Genomic DNA, 15,874 nt, shown 5'->3' on the forward strand with positions numbered 1-15,874 from the left:
CAAGAGCGACAGCAAGAGCGACAGCAAGAGCGACAGCAAGAGCGACAGCAAGAGCGACAGCAAGAGCGACAGCAAGAGCGACAGCAAGAGCGACAGCAAGAGCGACAGCAAGAGTGACAGCAAGAGCGACAGCAAGAGTGACAGCAAGAGTGACAGCAAGAGTGAGTCGAAGCCCTCGACCAGCACGCCGTCATCGTCGTCCGCCGATTGATGCGACTCTGCTTCGCGTTTTCCTTTTCGACATCCACCGCTCCGTGACTCACGCCGACGCCCTGCGCGCCGAGCTCGTGCGCGCAGCGCGCACGCTCGGTGCGCCTGACGACGTTTCTCCCATCCTCGAACGGCCGCGGGATCCGTCGTTCGGCGACTGGTCGACCAATCTTGCGATGACGCTCGCGAAGCCGCTTGGCAAGAAGCCGCGCGACATCGCCGAAGCCCTCATTGCCGCGATGGACACGGCAAGTGTTGGCGTGACGGCTGCGGAAATCGCTGGCCCGGGTTTCCTGAACTTCCGACTCGATCCCGGATTTCAGGCGCGTGGACTGCTCGCGATCCTCGAGTCACCCCACACGTTCGGACGTCTCGACATCGGTCACGGCGAGCGCGTGGTCGTGGAGTTTGTCTCCGCCAATCCCACTGGCCCGCTGCACGTCGGGCACGGTCGCCAAGCCGCACTCGGCGATGCGATCAGCACCTTACTCGAGTACACCGGCTGGACGGTCGATCGCGAGTTCTACTACAACGACGCCGGCACGCAGATCGCGAACCTCGCGAAAAGCACGCAGGCACAGGTGCGCGCCATCGGCGGAGCGCCGCTCGAGATTCCCGAAGGCGGCTATCACGGCGATTACATTCGCGAGATCGCCGAGCGGTATGTAGCCGAACATCCGCACGACGCGGCGGGCACCGATCTCGCCGCCATGCAGGCCTTCGCCGTCGCCGCGCTGCGCCACGAGCAGGACCTCGACCTGCAGGCGTTCGGCGTCGAATTCGACACGTACTACCTGGAAAGCTCGCTTTACACCGACGGCTCGGTGAACAGGACCGTCGAAGGGCTCAAGCGGTCGGGCCACACGTACGAAGAAGAGGGCGCGCTTTTCCTGCGTACCACCGACTTCGGTGACGACAAGGATCGCGTGATGAAGAAGAGCGCGGCCAAGGGCGGTGACTACACGTACTTCGTGCCTGACGTCGCGTATCATGTCACCAAGTGGGAGCGTGGCTACCACCGCGCGATCAACGTGCAAGGAGCCGACCACCACAGCACGATTACACGCGTGCGTGCCGGCCTGCAAGCGCTCGATATCGGGATCCCCAAGGGCTATCCCGATTACCTGCTGCACCAGATGGTGACGGTCATGAAGGGCGGTGAGGAAGTGAAGATCTCCAAGCGTGCCGGTTCGTACGTGACGGTGCGCGATCTCATCGACGAAGTCGGCCGTGATGCCGTCCGCTATTTCTACCTCATGCGCAAGGGCGACTCGCAGCTGGTATTCGATGTCGATCTCGCGCGCAGCCAGTCGGAAGAGAACCCGGTGTACTACGTGCAGATGGCACATGCCCGCATGTGCGGCATCTTCCGCGTCGGTGAAATCGACGCCACGACGGTTACCGGCGACGGCGTCGATCTTGGCGTACTGTCTGAACCGGCCGAACAGGAACTCGTGAAGCAGCTGCTCGATTTCCCGGCCACCGTAAAGGGCGCCGCCGATAGTCTCGAGCCGCATCGCATTGCCGCTTGGTTGCTGGAAACGGCCCGGGCGGGACACACGTGGTACCACAAGCATCATGTCCTCGGTGAACCCGAGGCCATCACGCGCGCGCGACTCGTACTCGCCCGTGCCACGCAGCTCGGCATCGCCGCCGGCCTGCGCATTCTCGGACTGTCCGCGCCGGAGCGCATGTGAGTAGCTTCCCCAGTACTGCCAGCCAGGTGCTCGTCGTCGGTTCTGTCGCGCTCGACTCCGTCGAAACGCCGTTCGGCAAGGCCGAGGACGTGCTCGGCGGATCAGGCACCTACTTCTCGTCCTCGGCGTCGCACTTCGCGCCGGTGCAGCTGGTCGGTGTGGTCGGCGACGACTACCCGGTGCACTTGCTGCAACCGTTGGCCGACCGCGGCGTCGATCTAGCCGGACTCGAGAAGGTGAGCGGCTCCAGCTTCCGCTGGCGTGGACGCTATCGCCACGATCTCAATTCGGCCGAAACGCTCGAAACACATCTCGGTGTGTTCTCGAACTTCCGCCCGAACATTCCCGCACAGTTCCGTAAGGCGCCGTTCGTGTTTCTCGCGAACATCGATCCGCGACTGCAGCTCCAGGTGCTCGAACAGGTCGAGAAGCCGCGCCTCGTCGCCTGCGACACGATGAATTTCTGGATCGAATCGCGTCGCCCGGAGCTCATCGAACTGCTCGGTCATGTCGATCTGATCACGCTCAACGACGGCGAAGCACGCCAGCTCACCGAGCACACCAATCTCGTGCAGGCGGCGCGCTGGATTCTCGACAAGGGACCGAAGCACGTGCTCATCAAGAAGGGCGAGCACGGCGCATTCATGTTCACGCGCGAGAGCGTATTCTTCGCGCCGGCGTATCCGCTCGAGTCGGTGTTCGATCCCACGGGTGCCGGCGATTCATTCGCCGGCGGTTTCATCGGGTCGCTCGCGGCCAGTGGCGACCTGAGCGATGCCTCGATGCGTCGCGCCGTCGTGGTGGGTTCCGCCATGGGTTCGTTTGCCGTCGAGAAGTTCTCGAACCGTCGTCTGCTCGACGTCACGCGCGCCGAGATCGACGCGCGGGTGCAGGAGTTCCGTCGATTGGTGGCCTTCGACGAGGTCCTCACCGCGTGAGCTCGTCCGGCGACACCCCGCTTACCTACCGGTCGGCCGGCGTCGACATCGACGCCGCCGAAAATTCGAAGCATCGTCTCGCCAAGCTCGTGCAGTCCACCATGACGGCGGGCGCATGCGGTGCGTTCGGTGGTTTCGGCGGCATGTTCCGCGTTCCCGAAGGTTATCGCGCGCCGCTGCTGGTCTCGAGCGCCGACGGCGTCGGTACCAAAATCAAGATCGCGATCGAAGCGGACCGCCACGACACCATCGGGCACTGCCTCGTGAATCACTGCACGAACGACATTCTCGTGCAGGGTGCGGTCCCCATGTTCTTCCTCGACTACGTCGCGTTCGGCAAGCTGCTGCCGCATGTCGTGGAAAGCGTTGTGGCCGGCGTGGCGGCGGGCTGCCGCGAGAATCTCTGCGCGCTGATCGGTGGCGAGACGGCCGAGATGCCGGGAGTGTACACGCCGCCCGACTACGACCTGGCCGGTTTCATTGTTGGCATCGTGGAAGAGTCACAGCTGATCACCAGCGCGAATGTGCGCGAGGGTGACGCGCTCGTCGCGCTGGCGAGCGACGGTCTGCATACCAATGGCTATTCGCTGGCGCGTCGCATCATCAACGATCGACTCGAGCTCGGCGTGCATGACGCGTTCCCCGACGCCAACGGCGCCTCCGTGGCCGACGTGATGCTCAGGGTGCACCGCTCGTACTTGGCGTGTCTCAAGCCCGTGCTCGGTCATGTGCACGCCATGGCGCACATCACCGGCGGTGGACTGCCGGGCAACTTGAACCGTGCGCTCCCCGTAACACTTGATGCCGACGTTGATACCAGCTCGTGGACCGTCCCCTCGACCTTCCGGGTACTTGCTGAAGCGGGAGCCGTTGCTCCGCTCGAGATGTTCCGAGCCTTCAACATGGGAGTGGGAATGGTCGCCATCACGGCACCAGGGCATGTGCGCGACATCACAGCGCGCGCCGCAGCCTGCGGCATCGATGCGTGGGAGTGTGGTAAAGTCGTGCCCGGCACCGGTCGCGTGCGCCTCGGTGGTGTGATCACATGAGTATGGGCTCGCCGTTGCGTCCGCGTGGCGTCGCCGTCCTTACGGCCATGACGCTTACGGTTGCCGGCGCCGTGCAGGCTGCGGCTCTTGGCGCCCAGACTATTTCGGGCCCGTGCACCGTGGCGCCGGGCTCACTGTCCGGCGCCGATGCCTGTCAGAAGGCTCGTGACCTGTTCGGCTTCGTGGTGCCGCAAATCGGCGTGGCCGTGTCGTCGGGCAATCCCGTGCTCGGTGAAGGCGGCACGATGGGCGGCTGGCCCAAGCGCGCCTTCTCCTTTCGCGTGAGCGCGGTCGACGGACAGCTCCCCAGGAACGCCGTACCCATCAGCGTACTCGGTCCTGCCGTCGGCTCTGATTTTGGTGCCGCCCGCACGCCGATTCCGCTGCCGTCGGCCGATGCCGCGATCGGTCTCTTCCCAGGTATCCCGCTTGGCCTCACGAACACGCTCGGTGTCGACGTGCTGCTTGGCGCATCGTACTTGCCGTCGGTGAAGGAATCGAACTTCGAAGTAACCCCCGATAACGGTGGCTTCGCCTTCCAGTACGGTGTGCGCGTGGGCGCGCTGCAGGAATCGTCGTTCATTCCCGGGCTCAGCGTGAGTTACATGCGTCGCAAGATGCCCACCGTCGATCTCGGCTATACGCCGAACAACGACACGCTCAACGTGACCGGTACTTCGGTAACCTCGAATGCGATTCGCCTCGTCGCCAGCAAGCGCTTCGCGATTTTCGGGATTGCAGCCGGCGTCGGTCGCGATGAAATCGAGGGCTCCGCGTCCATGCGAGCCGTCGTCAACGAAACCGTGTTGGGCGCCAATCGGCGGTCCCTCGTCGAGCTACCCGATCTTCGCTACACCACGACACGGAACACCGTGTTCGTGAACGGGTCGCTCGGGCTCGGCCTCGCGCGGCTCGTCGGCGAGTACGGCTGGTCGAGCGAAGGCACAGTGCGCGAAACCGTCAATCAGTTCGGCGGCCGCAAGGCCGATGAAGGGTATCGCTACGGATCGCTCGGAATCGCCTTCCGCTTCTAGCGGGCCTCCGCCCGCATCGGCCGACGACGTGCGCTTCATGCGTCGCGCCCTCGAACTCGCCGAACGCGGCGCCGGGCGCGTCTCACCCAATCCGAAGGTGGGCGCCGTGATCGTGCGCGACGGCGCGGTGGTCGGTGAAGGGTGGCACGCCGAATATGGGCAGTTCCACGCCGAAGTCGCCGCGCTACAGCAAGCGGGGGTGCAGGCGCGCGGCGCGACCGCCTACGTCTCCCTCGAGCCCTGCAACCACACGGGGAAGACCGGACCGTGTTCCGACGCCCTCATCGCTGCCGGCGTGTCGCGAGTCGTCTTTGCCGCGCATGATCCCAACCCGAAGGCAGCTGGTGGGGCAGCACGTCTCGCCTCCGCCGGAATCGAGGTGTTCGGCGGGGTGCTCGAACGCGACGCCCTCGATCAGAACGCGCCGTTCTTCTTTGCCGCGAGTGGCGCCGATCGCCCCTTCGTCACGCTGAAGCTGGCGCTTTCCATCGACGGGGCCATTGTCGATGCTTCGCGCCAACCGGGATGGCTTACCGGCGACGAGGCGCGCGCCGCGGTGCACATGCTCCGCGCCGAGAGCGACGCCATCGCCGTGGGGATCGGTACCGCCCTCGCCGACGATCCGGCGCTCACGGTTCGCCTTGCCGCCGCGCCGCGCCGGCCGCCATTGCGCGTCGTCTTCGACCGTGCCGCCCGGCTCCCGCTTACCAGCCAGCTGGTTCACACGGCACGCGATCTCCCGCTGCTCGATTTCACCAACGGCTCACGCCCCGACGCCGAAGCTGCACTTCGTGCCGTCGGCGTCGAGACGGTCACCGTCGGCTCCGCCGTCGACGCCCTGCGGCATTTGGGCACTCGTGGCATCCGCCATCTGTTGGTCGAGGGTGGGGCCGCGCTCGCTTCTTCGCTGCTGGAAGCCGGACTCGTCGACCGACTCGTTATCTTTCAGGCACCGGTCATTCTCGGCGCCGGCGCCTTGTCGGCCTTCGCGGCGTTTCCATCGCAGCGGGCCGCTCAGGCGCCTCGGTATCGCGTCGTGGAGCGGGAGGCACTGGGTGCCGACCTGATGACTGTCTACGCTGTTTCTGGAGACTGACGAGACGATGTTCACGGGGCTCGTGGACGACCTGGGACTTATCACCCACGTCGCCGACACGCCGGCCGGGCGCGAACTGCGCATCCGCTGCCGCTATACCGATCTGACGAACGGCGAGAGCATCGCCGTCAACGGCGCGTGCCTCACGGTGCGCGAGCAGGGTGTGCACGACGACGGCAGCGGGTGGTTCACCGTGGCCGCCGTGATCACCACACTCGGTCGCACCAACATCGACGCGTGGCGTGCCGACTCGCGCGTCAATCTCGAGCGCGCCATGCGCCTGGGCGATCGACTCGGCGGCCACATGGTGCTCGGCCATGTGGACGATCTTGGGCTTGTCGCCCGTACCGAACAGCTCGCTGATGCGTGGCTCATCGACCTCGTGCTACCCGCCGCGCTACGTCCGCTCATGGTGGCGCACGGTTCCATCACGGTGAATGGCGTGAGCCTCACCGTGAATGCCTTGCACGACGACGGCGTGCAACTCTCCATCATCGAATACACCCAACGGCACACCACGCTCGGCGAACTCGTCGCCGGCGATCGGGTGCATGTAGAAGCGGATGTGCTCGCGAAGCACGTCGAACGGTTGCTGACGCCTTGGCGCAGCGCAGGGGTTGAAGTCGCATGACGGCAGCTGGCGAAGAGGCGCAGGAGATGACGTTCGGTACGGTCGAGCAGGCATTGGCCGACATCGCTGCCGGCAAGTTCATCATTGTGGCCGATGACGAAGATCGCGAGAACGAAGGAGACCTCGTGTGTGGCGCCGAAATGGTGACGCCGGAGATGGTCAACTTCATGCTCGACGCGAAAGGCATGATCTGTCTCGCGTTGGAGAATTCGCTGGCCGATCATCTCGGCCTCGAGATGCAGGTCGACGAAAACACCGAAGCCATGCACACCGCGTTCACCGTGAGCATCGATGCCGCGGCGAAGTACGGCGTGAGCACCGGCATCAGCGCGAGCGATCGCGCCACCACCATCCGTGTGGCGGTCGATCCCGACAGCACACGCGCCGATCTTCGCGTGCCGGGACACATTCACCCGCTGCGTGCACGTGATGGTGGCGTGTTGCAGCGCGTGGGACACACCGAAGCGGCCGTCGATCTGGCGCGACTCGCCGGTCTGCGTTCGGCTGGTGTGATCTGCGAGATCCTGAACAAGGACGGCACCACCGCACGTCGCCCGCAGCTCGAGGTCTTCGCCAAGGCGCACGGCCTCACGTTCATCACGATCGCGCAGCTGGTGGCCTATCGCCTCAAGAACGAGCGGCTCGTGCACCGCGTGGCCGAAGCGCGTTTGCCCACCGAGTTCGGTGAGTGGCGCGTCGTCGGCTACAAGAACGATGTCGATGCGCGCGAGCACCTCGCGATCACCTTCGGCGACGTCGCGCATGGCGAAGGGGTGCTGGTGCGCATGCATTCCAAATGCCTTACCGGCGACGTCTTCCACTCGCGTCGCTGCGATTGCGGCTGGCAGCTCGAAACGGCCATGCGGATGATTCAGGCCGAGGGCAAAGGCGTGATCGTGTACCTCGATCAGGAAGGTCGCGGCATCGGGCTGCTCAACAAGCTCAAGGCGTACGAGCTGCAGGACAAAGGCGCCGATACCGTCGAAGCGAATGAGCAGCTCGGCTTCAAGGACGATCTGCGCAACTACGGCATCGGCGCGCAGATTCTGCTCGACACCGGGGTGCGTTCCATTCGCGTGCTCACCAACAATCCCCGCAAGCTCGTGGGCCTCGATGGGTATGGTCTGATCCTCAAGGGTCGGGTCCGCATCGAAGCTCCCTCCACCGACGAAAACGCTTCGTACCTCGAAACGAAGCGCACGAAGCTCGGTCACCTGTTCGCAATCTGAGACGTATTCCTGATGGCCGAGTTCAACGGTAGTCCGCGCGGTGAAGGTCGCCGCATTGTCGTCGTCGCCAGTCGCTTCAACGAGGGCGTCACCATGCCCCTCGCCGAAGGAGCGGTGGGCGCGTTGGTAGGGCAGGGCGTGAAGTTCGAAGACATCGACGTGCTCTGGGTTCCCGGTGCGTGGGAGATTCCGGTCGCGGTGCGCCGTGCACTTGCCACCGAGCGCTACGACGCGGCGGTCGCCGTCGGTGCGGTCGTGCGCGGCGATACGCCGCACTTCGACATTGTGGCCGGTGAAACCTCGCGCGGCCTCATGGACGCCATGCGTGACTTCGACGTACCGGTCACGATGGGCGTGCTCACCACCGATACCATGGAGCAGGCTGAAGCCCGCGCCGGTGGGGTGCATGGTAACAAGGGTGTAGAAGCGTCCATGGCGGCGCTCGAGATGCTCGACCTGTTCGATCAGCTGACGCCCCCCGAAGAGTTCGAAGGGGACGCCTAGTGACCAACATGCAGGATGACGCCTTCTGGGACACGCCGGTCCAGGAACCCTTGGCGCCGCGCGCCGGACGCCGCTCGCGCGGCAATCGCACCGCCACAAAAATTGAACGCGTGGAAACGCGCGGGCGCGCCCGTGCTTTGCAGGCGCTCTACGCGGCCGATCTCCGTGATCTCACCCAGCTTCGGAAGATTGCCACGCACGTGTTCGACGATCTGGCAGTCGACCCGGAGGAGCGCCGGTTCGCATCACGCCTCGTGGCCACCGTGGCCGACAAGTGCGCGGAACTCGATGCCGATCTGGCGGTGGTCACGAACAACTGGCGACTCGAACGACTGGGCGCCATCGAGCGCAGCGTGCTACGCCTTGCCGCCGCCGAGCTCGATCGCAATGAGACCCCGGTCAAAGTGGTGCTGCAGGAGGCCGTGCACCTGGCCGAGCGCTACGGCACGACGCGCAGCGCGCGCTTCGTGAACGGCGTCCTCGACGCCTACGCCCGCAAGCTCGGGCGTCTGTGATCGGCACCGCCGCACGTCCGGGCGACCGGCTGCGGATTGCTGTCGTCAATTGGCAGTGCCGGGAGAATCCGCTCGCCGGCGGGGCCGAGATCCATCTGCATGAGATCTTCGGCCGTCTGGCACAACGTGGGCATCACGTCACGCTGCTCTGCGGCGGCTGGCCCGGGTGCCCGCCGCGCGCCACGCTCGATGGCATCGAGGTGCATCGCGTGGGCACGCGGGCCACCTTTCCGCTGCTCGCGCGCAAGCACTGGCATGCGCACTTCGCCGACCAGCAGTTCGACGTGCTCGTCGAGGACATTAATAAGGTGCCGGTGTTCACGCCTTGGTGGCAGGCACCTCCCGTAGTGGCGCTCGTCCCACACCTCTTCGGCGGTACGGCATTCCAGGAACTGGCAGCTCCTTTGGCCACGGCCGTCTGGATGGCTGAGCGTCCACTCGCGTTTGTCTACCGCCGCTGCGCGTTCGAGGCCATCAGCGAGAGCACGCGGGACGATCTGGTCTCCCGAGGGGTGCAGCGCGATCGGATACGCGTCATTTTCCCGGGAATCGACACGCAATCATACACGCCCGACCCCTCGGTTCGGGCGGATCGCCCCGTCTTTGCTTACCTTGGCCGACTCAAGAAGTACAAGGGCGTCGACCTTGTCCTGCGGTCGTTTGCACAATGTGGCGTCCCGGAGGCTACACTGGAGATTGCCGGGGCTGGCGAATTCCGCGCTGAACTCGAAGAGTTGGCGGGAACCCTTGGGGTGGCCTCGCGGGTACGGTTTTTAGGTCGTGTTGACGAGACTCAAAAGTGCGCCTTGCTTCGACGGGCTTGGGCGTTTGTGTTCGCATCACCTAAAGAGGGATGGGGGATCACGAATCTGGAAGCAGCGGCCAGCGGAACTCCGGTGATAGCGTCGAATTCTCCGGGTATTCGCGAGTCCGTGCGGCATGGCGAGACAGGATTTCTCGTTCCGCACGGCGACGTCGCTGCGATGGCCGAGTCGATGCGGTACCTCAGCGGCGAGCGAGCGCTCGTCGAACGCCTGGGGATCGCTGCGCGACGTTTCGCCGAGGCATTCACCTGGGAGAACGCCGCCACAGAGACTGAAGCTCACCTCCGCGAGGTGGTGGGCAAGGAGGAAGGTCGCTGATGGAGATCATCCTGCACGCGCATCATGCCGACGTCACGGAATCGCTCCGTGCACAGGCCGAAGCTGCTGTCATCCGCCTCGCGAAACGATTGCATCGTGTGGCAACCGCCATCGTCCGTTTCATCGGAGATGGTCAGACCCGACGGGTCGAGATCGTACTGCAACGTGCGCGATCCCGAGAGTTGTTTGTCCATGCCGATGCGCGTGAGTTCGCGCCGGCGCTCAGCGCTGCCGTGCACCGACTCGAAAGTCAGGTCGCGCGCGTGCGCCGTTCGCGACGCGTTCCGAACAGCGGAGATCGCACCGGGTGAGTCGACGCCTGACGGTAGGCACGCTCTTCGAGCGGATGAAGGATCCGTTGGAGCTCGAGCTGCTTGGTTCGGCATCCGGTCTCGATCGTGAGATCACGAGCCCCGAGGCGTCAAGCCCGGGGCTCGTCCTCGCCGGCTATCTCAATCGCTTTCCGTATCAGCGCATTCAGGTCCTCGGCGAAACCGAGATCACCTATCTGCAGTCGCTCAGCGCAGAAATGCGCATCGGTAATCTCGAGCAGTTTTTCGGCTTTCCGCTTCCGTGCGCGTTCATCACGAAGCACCTCGAACCGCCCGAGCCGTTGTTGCGGCTGGCCGAGGAGTCGGGGGTCGCGATCCTGCGCTCGCGCCTGAAAACGGCCGAGTTCTATCGTCTCATCAAACCGTATCTCGCCGATCAGTTCGCGCCCACCACCACCCTGCACGGTTCACTGGCCGACGTGTACGGCGTGGGCTTGTTCTTCACCGGCAAAAGCGGCATCGGCAAGTCGGAGTGCGTGCTCGATCTCGTCGAGCGCGGACATCGCCTGGTAGCCGACGATCTCGTCTTCGTTTCGCGTCGTGGCAACGATGTGCTCATCGGCAAAGGCCACGAGCTGCAGCGACATTTCATGGAGATCCGCGGCGTCGGACTGCTCGATGTGCCGGCCATTTTCGGCATCCACGCCGTTCGCCAGCAAAAGCGTCTCGAAGTGGTGGTCGTGCTGGAAGAGTGGGACGCCGACGCCGCTGTCGATCGGACCGGACTCGACGTACGGACGCAGGATATCCTTGGCGTCGAAGTGCCCAAAATCACCGTGCACCTCAATCCGGGCAAGAACATCACCGTCATCGCGGAAGTCATCGCGATGAACCATCTCTTGCGCTATCATCGCGGCTATGATTCGGCGACGGCATTCAACGAACGGTTGATTGGCCAGATGCGCCGCACGTCCGATGTACAGCGCTACCTGCAGGAGGATGATGAGTGATGGGGATGTACGCGTGAGCACTGCCACCGACACGGACGTCGCACCAGCGACCGTCCGTGCCATCGTCGCCGGTCATGGATCGTTTGCCAGCGGCATCATCTCCGCCGTGGAGCAGATCACCGGCCGGGGTGCGGTTTTTTGGGCGATGTCCAACACCGGGTTGTGTCTCGATGACATTCAGGGCACGCTCGCACGTGCGCTCGATGACACCGGGGCGCGCGTGATCTTTACCGACCTACCCGCCGGAAGCTGCACCATGGCCGTGCGCCGCATGATCCGCGCGCGTCCAGGCGTGGTGCTGGTCACCGGTATCAACCTGTCGTTGCTCCTCGATTTCGCGATGCAGGAATCGGTCGATCCGATCGTCGCGGTGCAAACGGCCGTCGAGCGCGCTCGCGCCTCGATGGCCGTCCACGGCGCCTGAACCGATGCCCATCGCGCTGTATCGCATCGATGATCGACTCATTCACGGGCAGGTCGTGGTCGGATGGGGGCAACCGCTCGGACTCCGGTTCATCATGCTGGTCGACGACGAGGTCGCGACGAGCGATTGGGAGCAGGAGCTTTATCGTATGGGCGTGCCCCCCGAGATGTCCGTGAAGTTCTACACGGTCGAAGACGCCGCCGCGCACCTCGCTGAGTTGCAGAAGCGCCCCGAGCCGGGCATTGTGCTCGTCGGCGATATCGGGACGATGGGGCGACTCGTGTCGAAAGCCGACGGCCGTATTCGTGCCGTGAATGTGGGCGGGGTCCATCACTCGCCCGGTCGCGTGCAGCGCCTGCGCTTCGTGTTTCTCACGCCCGCCGAAGAACAGGGGCTGCGTGACATCGCCGCGCTCGGGGTCGATGTCTCCGCGCAGGATGTGCCGAGTGCGCGCCCCGTGCCGCTTGGCGAACTGCTGGCCTCCACCACGGGCGCCTGATGGCCGGGCCGACGTGGTGGCTCGACGTCCTGCCGCTGTCGCTGCTGGCCGGCGTCATCGGACTCGATGTGGTCAGCTTCCCGCAAGCGATGATCTCGCGACCCATCGTCGCCGCGACGTTGGGTGGGGCCTTTGTCGGCGCTCCGGTGGCCGGTCTCGTGTGCGGCGCCGCGCTCGAGTGTCTGGCGCTCGAAGCCCTGCCGGTCGGCGCCTCGCGTTATCCGGAATGGGGCAGCGCGTCGGTCGTAGCCGGTGCCGTCGCCGCCACCGGAGCCACCCCAGGGGCGATGCCCTTACCGGGGGCCTTCGCCGTTGCTGTCGCCCTCGGCATCGCCACGGCGTGGGTCGGCGGGCTCTCCATGATCAAGCATCGCCAGATCATTGCCCGCTTTGCGCGGCCGCGCCTCGGCCAACTGGCGGCGGGCAATCGCCAGACCGTGGTCGGGCTTCAGGTGTTCGGGATGACCTTGGATCTCGTCAGGGCAGCCCTGCTGGGCGCGCTGTGCTTCATCCCGGGGCATCTGCTGGCCGAACTGGTGAACGGCCGCTGGAGCGTCCCTGAGGACCTGTCGCGGGCCATTGTGGTCACCTGCGTGGCGGCCGTGGCCGCAGCGTCGGTCTGGAAGGACTTCCACGCCATCAGCGGCACCCGGCGGCTCTTCCTGATCTCACTGGCGGTGGGCACGCTCATGGTGGTGCTCGGTGCCTGAAGAATTCCTGGGCCAGGACGCACTGCGCACCGACACCGTCAGCATGCCGGTGGTCGGGATCGCCTCGGCGCCGCAGATGGGCACCGCGCTACGGATGTCCATCTACCTGCGCTGTCTCGCCATTCAAGGCTCGTGGAACTACGAGATCCTCGTCGGGAATGGCGTGGGCTTCTGTGTCGAACCCGCACTGCGACAGCTCCCCGGCGGCATCGATGGGCCTTTGTACCGCGAGGCGCTGGCGCGGCAGTCGGTGTACTTCAACGCCCATCCCTATCTCGCGGCGCTGGCGATCGGGGCGCTCGCCCGGGCCGAAGTGGAGCAGGTCGCGCCCCAGCGCATCGAACGATTCCGCACGGCCCTCTGCGGCCCCCTCGGCAGCGTCGGGGACCGTTTGGTGTGGGCGGCCTGGCTGCCGGCCTGCTCACTCGTGGCCCTGTTGCTGTTCGGCGTCGGGGGCACGGCCCTCGTGGTCGTGCTCGGTTTTCTGGTGCTCTACAACGTCGGGCACCTGGGACTGCGCGAATGGGCCCTCCGCGCCGGCTGGCGCCATGGGCTTCGCGTGGCGACGGCCCTCGGGCATCCGGTACTTCAGCACGGTCCGCGCTACATTGGACGGGTCTCGGCGGTGTTGGGCGGATTGGCGCTGCCCCTCGCGGTCCATCGTGCTATCGGCGGACCGGCACCGCTCACGCCCATTCCGGTGGGCGTTGCCGTCGTGACGCCGCTCCTCGCCATGCTCCTCGTGCGACTACAGGGGCGCGCCGAGGGATGGCGCGTCGTCTTGATCCTGCTCGCGGCCTTCGTCCTCTACTCGGTGGTCCGTTGATGGCTGAACGATCGGTGCAAATCGTGAATAAGCATGGACTCCATGCCCGTCCGGCGGCGGAAATGGTCAAGGCCGCCTCGCGCTTCAAAAGCGACATCACGATCTCGCGTGAGGACCTCGAGGTGAATGGCAAGAGCATCATGGGGGTCATGATGCTGGCGGCCGAACACGGGGCCATGATCACCCTGCGCGCGTCCGGGCCCGACGCGGACGATGCGCTGGAGTCGCTCGCCGCGCTCGTCGCAGCACGGTTCGGGGAGAGCTGATGCAGTCAGTGCTCCGCGGCATTCCCGCGTCGCCGGGAATCGTCGTCGGACCGGTGCACCTCCTCCGTTGGGAGGTGCCCGAAGTCAAGCATCGCCTCATCGATGATGACGCCATCGATGCGGAAATCGAGCGATTACACGGCGCCTTCGAACGCGCCCGCGATCGCCTGCGCCATCTGCGCCTACGGACGGAGCACCAAGCGGGCCCCGAGGAAGCCGCGATTTTCGATGTGCAGATCTCCATTCTCGACGATGGAGAGCTCACGCGCAGCTCCGAAGCGCTGATCCGTCAGAACCTCGGTGCCGAGAAAGCCTTCGACATCATTCTGCTCGAGTGGCGGCAGCACTTCGCGCGCCACACCGCGCCGATGCTTCGCGAAAAGGTCGGCGATCTCATGGACGTGCACATTCGCGTGCTGTCCATTCTGCTCGACCTCCCCGATCATGATCCGGTCGATGTGCCGCCCGGCGCGAACGCCATTCTGGTCACGCACGACCTCACGCCGTCGCTCACGATGCAGCTCGATCGCAACTGCATCGCGGCCATTGCCACCGAAGCCGGTACCGCCACCGCGCACGTCGCGATCCTCGCGCGCTCGCTGGGGCTGCCTGCCGTCGTCGGTCTGCGTAATGCGCTGTCGTTCCTGGCGCAGGGCCAGATCGCGATCCTCGACGGGGCTGAAGGCACGCTCTTGATCGCGCCGTCCGAGCACGAGCTCGAAGACGCGCGCCTTCGCGTGGAACAGGAAGCCGGTCGCGAAGGCGAGATGCGCGAGATCGCGCACAGCGAAGCGATCACGCCGGATGGCGTACGCATGGTCATTCGCGCAAACGTCGACATCCCCGATGAAGCCGAGATGGGCGCGACCAGCGGCGCCGATGGCGTGGGTCTGATGCGCACGGAGTTTCTCGTGGTTGGCCGCGCGACCATGCCGGACGAGGAAGAGCAGTACAAGGCATACAAGAAGGTGATTCAGGCGTTCGGTACGCGACCCGTGATCATTCGCACGTTCGACGTCGGTGGCGACAAGCTGCCGGTTGGTGGATTCCCGACCGAGGCCAACCCGTTCCTTGGCTGGCGTGCCATCCGCATGTGCCTCGACGAGAGCGACCTGTTCAAAGTGCAGCTCCGCGCCCTGCTGCGGGCTGGTGTGCACGGCGACCTGCGCATCATGCTGCCGCTCGTCGTCACCGTCGATGAAGTCCGGGAAACGCGTCAACTCATCGACGAAGCCGTGGCCGAACTGGCGGAACGCCGCGTGCCGTTCCGGGCCGATGTGCCGCTCGGCGTCATGGTCGAAACGCCAGCAGCGGCGATCGCCTGCGATACGCTGGTGCGCGACGTCGACTTCTTCAGCATCGGCTCGAACGACCTCGTGCAGTACACGCTCGCCGTCGATCGTGGCAACGCGAACCTCGCGCCCCGTTTCACCCCCTTCCATCCGGCCGTGCTGCGCCTTATTTGGCAGGTGCAGTCCACTGGAGCGGCGCACGGGATCGACGTCTGCGTCTGCGGCGAAATGGGCTCGCAGCCGCTGGCCGTTTTTGCCCTCATGGGACTGGGCATCCGTCAACTCAGCGTCGCTCCGCGTGCCGTCGGTGAGGTCAAGCGCGTCATCCGCAGCGTGCGCATGGCGGCGGCGCAGGATGCGGCGCAGGCTGCCCTCGCCGCCAGCACCGCGCGCGAAGCGGAAACGCTGCTGCGTCGTCGCTTACGCACGGAACTCGATGCGGCCGCCCAGTCGGGCGGGTTGCCCGCACTTTCCTAGCGGACTAGTCTACGCCAGACCCGCTCGTACGAATCTTCTACCCAGAGTGCTGC

The 15,874-nt window shown here is 65.3% G+C and carries 19 protein-coding genes; all 19 read left to right on the forward strand.

The features are described 5' to 3' along the window. On the forward strand, positions 1 to 211 hold a 211-nt coding region (locus tag ACESNG_RS08590; protein ID WP_373068584.1), incomplete at its 5' end, for a hypothetical protein. Positions 212 to 254: 43 nt separating this feature from the next. Further along, positions 255 to 1,907 carry an arginine--tRNA ligase gene (gene argS / locus ACESNG_RS08595; RefSeq protein ID WP_373068586.1) on the forward strand — a complete coding sequence of 551 codons (1,653 nt, stop codon included), beginning with the start codon at positions 255 to 257 and terminating at the stop codon, positions 1,905 to 1,907. Next, positions 1,904 to 2,845, forward strand: a complete 942-nt coding sequence (locus ACESNG_RS08600) for a PfkB family carbohydrate kinase (RefSeq protein WP_373064016.1) — start codon at positions 1,904 to 1,906, stop codon at positions 2,843 to 2,845. The genes argS and ACESNG_RS08600 overlap by 4 nt, the downstream gene beginning before the upstream one ends. Continuing rightward, a complete protein-coding gene (gene purM / locus ACESNG_RS08605) occupies positions 2,842 to 3,894 on the forward strand; it encodes a phosphoribosylformylglycinamidine cyclo-ligase (protein WP_373064018.1) in 1,053 nt (350 codons plus the stop codon). Before ACESNG_RS08600 ends, purM begins: the two co-directional genes overlap by 4 nt. Then, complete coding sequence (locus tag ACESNG_RS08610; protein WP_373064020.1) at positions 3,891 to 4,928, forward strand: hypothetical protein; 1,038 nt, start codon at positions 3,891 to 3,893, stop codon at positions 4,926 to 4,928. Before purM ends, ACESNG_RS08610 begins: the two co-directional genes overlap by 4 nt. Next, positions 4,882 to 6,024, forward strand: coding sequence for a bifunctional diaminohydroxyphosphoribosylaminopyrimidine deaminase/5-amino-6-(5-phosphoribosylamino)uracil reductase RibD (ribD, locus tag ACESNG_RS08615; protein ID WP_373068588.1), 1,143 nt, complete (start codon positions 4,882 to 4,884; stop codon positions 6,022 to 6,024). The genes ACESNG_RS08610 and ribD overlap by 47 nt, the downstream gene beginning before the upstream one ends. Positions 6,025 to 6,031: 7 nt before the next feature. Beyond that, positions 6,032 to 6,655 carry a riboflavin synthase gene (locus ACESNG_RS08620; RefSeq protein ID WP_373064024.1) on the forward strand — a complete coding sequence of 208 codons (624 nt, stop codon included), beginning with the start codon at positions 6,032 to 6,034 and terminating at the stop codon, positions 6,653 to 6,655. 26 nt (positions 6,656 to 6,681) lie between these two features. Beyond that, entirely contained in the window at positions 6,682 to 7,884 is a 1,203-nt protein-coding gene (locus ACESNG_RS08625; protein WP_373064072.1) for a bifunctional 3,4-dihydroxy-2-butanone-4-phosphate synthase/GTP cyclohydrolase II, read from the forward strand. Positions 7,885 to 7,896: 12 nt separating this feature from the next. Then, positions 7,897 to 8,388 carry a 6,7-dimethyl-8-ribityllumazine synthase gene (gene ribH, locus ACESNG_RS08630; protein WP_373064026.1) on the forward strand — a complete coding sequence of 164 codons (492 nt, stop codon included), beginning with the start codon at positions 7,897 to 7,899 and terminating at the stop codon, positions 8,386 to 8,388. A gap of 8 nt (positions 8,389 to 8,396) precedes the next feature. Beyond that, the gene (gene nusB / locus ACESNG_RS08635; RefSeq protein WP_373064074.1) at positions 8,397 to 8,903 is read left to right on the forward strand and encodes a transcription antitermination factor NusB; all 507 of its coding nucleotides are present in this window, start codon (positions 8,397 to 8,399) and stop codon (positions 8,901 to 8,903) included. Continuing rightward, positions 8,900 to 10,045, forward strand: a complete 1,146-nt coding sequence (locus ACESNG_RS08640) for a glycosyltransferase family 4 protein (protein WP_373064028.1) — start codon at positions 8,900 to 8,902, stop codon at positions 10,043 to 10,045. Before nusB ends, ACESNG_RS08640 begins: the two co-directional genes overlap by 4 nt. Then, positions 10,045 to 10,356 carry an HPF/RaiA family ribosome-associated protein gene (locus tag ACESNG_RS08645; protein ID WP_373064030.1) on the forward strand — a complete coding sequence of 104 codons (312 nt, stop codon included), beginning with the start codon at positions 10,045 to 10,047 and terminating at the stop codon, positions 10,354 to 10,356. The genes ACESNG_RS08640 and ACESNG_RS08645 overlap by 1 nt, the downstream gene beginning before the upstream one ends. Continuing rightward, positions 10,353 to 11,327 carry an HPr(Ser) kinase/phosphatase gene (gene hprK / locus ACESNG_RS08650; protein WP_373064032.1) on the forward strand — a complete coding sequence of 325 codons (975 nt, stop codon included), beginning with the start codon at positions 10,353 to 10,355 and terminating at the stop codon, positions 11,325 to 11,327. Before ACESNG_RS08645 ends, hprK begins: the two co-directional genes overlap by 4 nt. Before the next feature lie 13 nt (positions 11,328 to 11,340). Further along, entirely contained in the window at positions 11,341 to 11,751 is a 411-nt protein-coding gene (locus ACESNG_RS08655; RefSeq protein ID WP_373064034.1) for a PTS sugar transporter subunit IIA, read from the forward strand. Between the two features lie 4 nt (positions 11,752 to 11,755). Next, positions 11,756 to 12,250 carry a PTS system mannose/fructose/N-acetylgalactosamine-transporter subunit IIB gene (locus ACESNG_RS08660; RefSeq protein WP_373064036.1) on the forward strand — a complete coding sequence of 165 codons (495 nt, stop codon included), beginning with the start codon at positions 11,756 to 11,758 and terminating at the stop codon, positions 12,248 to 12,250. After that, on the forward strand, positions 12,250 to 12,960 hold the full coding sequence (locus ACESNG_RS08665) for a PTS sugar transporter subunit IIC (RefSeq protein ID WP_373064038.1): 711 nt from the start codon (positions 12,250 to 12,252) through the stop codon (positions 12,958 to 12,960). The genes ACESNG_RS08660 and ACESNG_RS08665 overlap by 1 nt, the downstream gene beginning before the upstream one ends. Next, positions 12,953 to 13,786: a PTS system mannose/fructose/sorbose family transporter subunit IID gene (locus ACESNG_RS08670; protein WP_373064040.1), complete on the forward strand. Its 834-nt coding sequence runs from the start codon at positions 12,953 to 12,955 to the stop codon at positions 13,784 to 13,786. The genes ACESNG_RS08665 and ACESNG_RS08670 overlap by 8 nt, the downstream gene beginning before the upstream one ends. Next, positions 13,786 to 14,052: an HPr family phosphocarrier protein gene (locus ACESNG_RS08675; protein WP_373064042.1), complete on the forward strand. Its 267-nt coding sequence runs from the start codon at positions 13,786 to 13,788 to the stop codon at positions 14,050 to 14,052. Before ACESNG_RS08670 ends, ACESNG_RS08675 begins: the two co-directional genes overlap by 1 nt. Beyond that, positions 14,052 to 15,821 carry a phosphoenolpyruvate--protein phosphotransferase gene (ptsP, locus tag ACESNG_RS08680; RefSeq protein ID WP_373064044.1) on the forward strand — a complete coding sequence of 590 codons (1,770 nt, stop codon included), beginning with the start codon at positions 14,052 to 14,054 and terminating at the stop codon, positions 15,819 to 15,821. Before ACESNG_RS08675 ends, ptsP begins: the two co-directional genes overlap by 1 nt. Positions 15,822 to 15,874 lie beyond the last annotated feature (53 nt).

Origin of the sequence: Gemmatimonas sp., assembly GCF_041689975.1 — a bacterium.
Lineage (GTDB): Bacteria > Gemmatimonadota > Gemmatimonadetes > Gemmatimonadales > Gemmatimonadaceae > Gemmatimonas.

Bases quoted from the DNA above. Each gene is read 5' to 3' on its own strand.
- ACESNG_RS08610 (WP_373064020.1), top strand. From the start codon at position 3,891: ATGAGTATGGGCTCGCCGTTGCGTCCGCGTGGCGTCGCCGTCCTTACG.
- ribD (WP_373068588.1), top strand. From the start codon at position 4,882: ATGAAGGGTATCGCTACGGATCGCTCGGAATCGCCTTCCGCTTCTAGC.
- ACESNG_RS08620 (WP_373064024.1), top strand. From the start codon at position 6,032: ATGTTCACGGGGCTCGTGGACGACCTGGGACTTATCACCCACGTCGCC.
- ACESNG_RS08625 (WP_373064072.1), top strand. From the start codon at position 6,682: ATGACGTTCGGTACGGTCGAGCAGGCATTGGCCGACATCGCTGCCGGC.
- ribH (WP_373064026.1), top strand. From the start codon at position 7,897: ATGGCCGAGTTCAACGGTAGTCCGCGCGGTGAAGGTCGCCGCATTGTC.
- nusB (WP_373064074.1), top strand. From the start codon at position 8,397: ATGCAGGATGACGCCTTCTGGGACACGCCGGTCCAGGAACCCTTGGCG.
- ACESNG_RS08645 (WP_373064030.1), top strand. From the start codon at position 10,045: ATGGAGATCATCCTGCACGCGCATCATGCCGACGTCACGGAATCGCTC.
- ACESNG_RS08660 (WP_373064036.1), top strand. From the start codon at position 11,756: ATGCCCATCGCGCTGTATCGCATCGATGATCGACTCATTCACGGGCAG.
- ACESNG_RS08665 (WP_373064038.1), top strand. From the start codon at position 12,250: ATGGCCGGGCCGACGTGGTGGCTCGACGTCCTGCCGCTGTCGCTGCTG.
- ACESNG_RS08675 (WP_373064042.1), top strand. From the start codon at position 13,786: ATGGCTGAACGATCGGTGCAAATCGTGAATAAGCATGGACTCCATGCC.
- ptsP (WP_373064044.1), top strand. From the start codon at position 14,052: ATGCAGTCAGTGCTCCGCGGCATTCCCGCGTCGCCGGGAATCGTCGTC.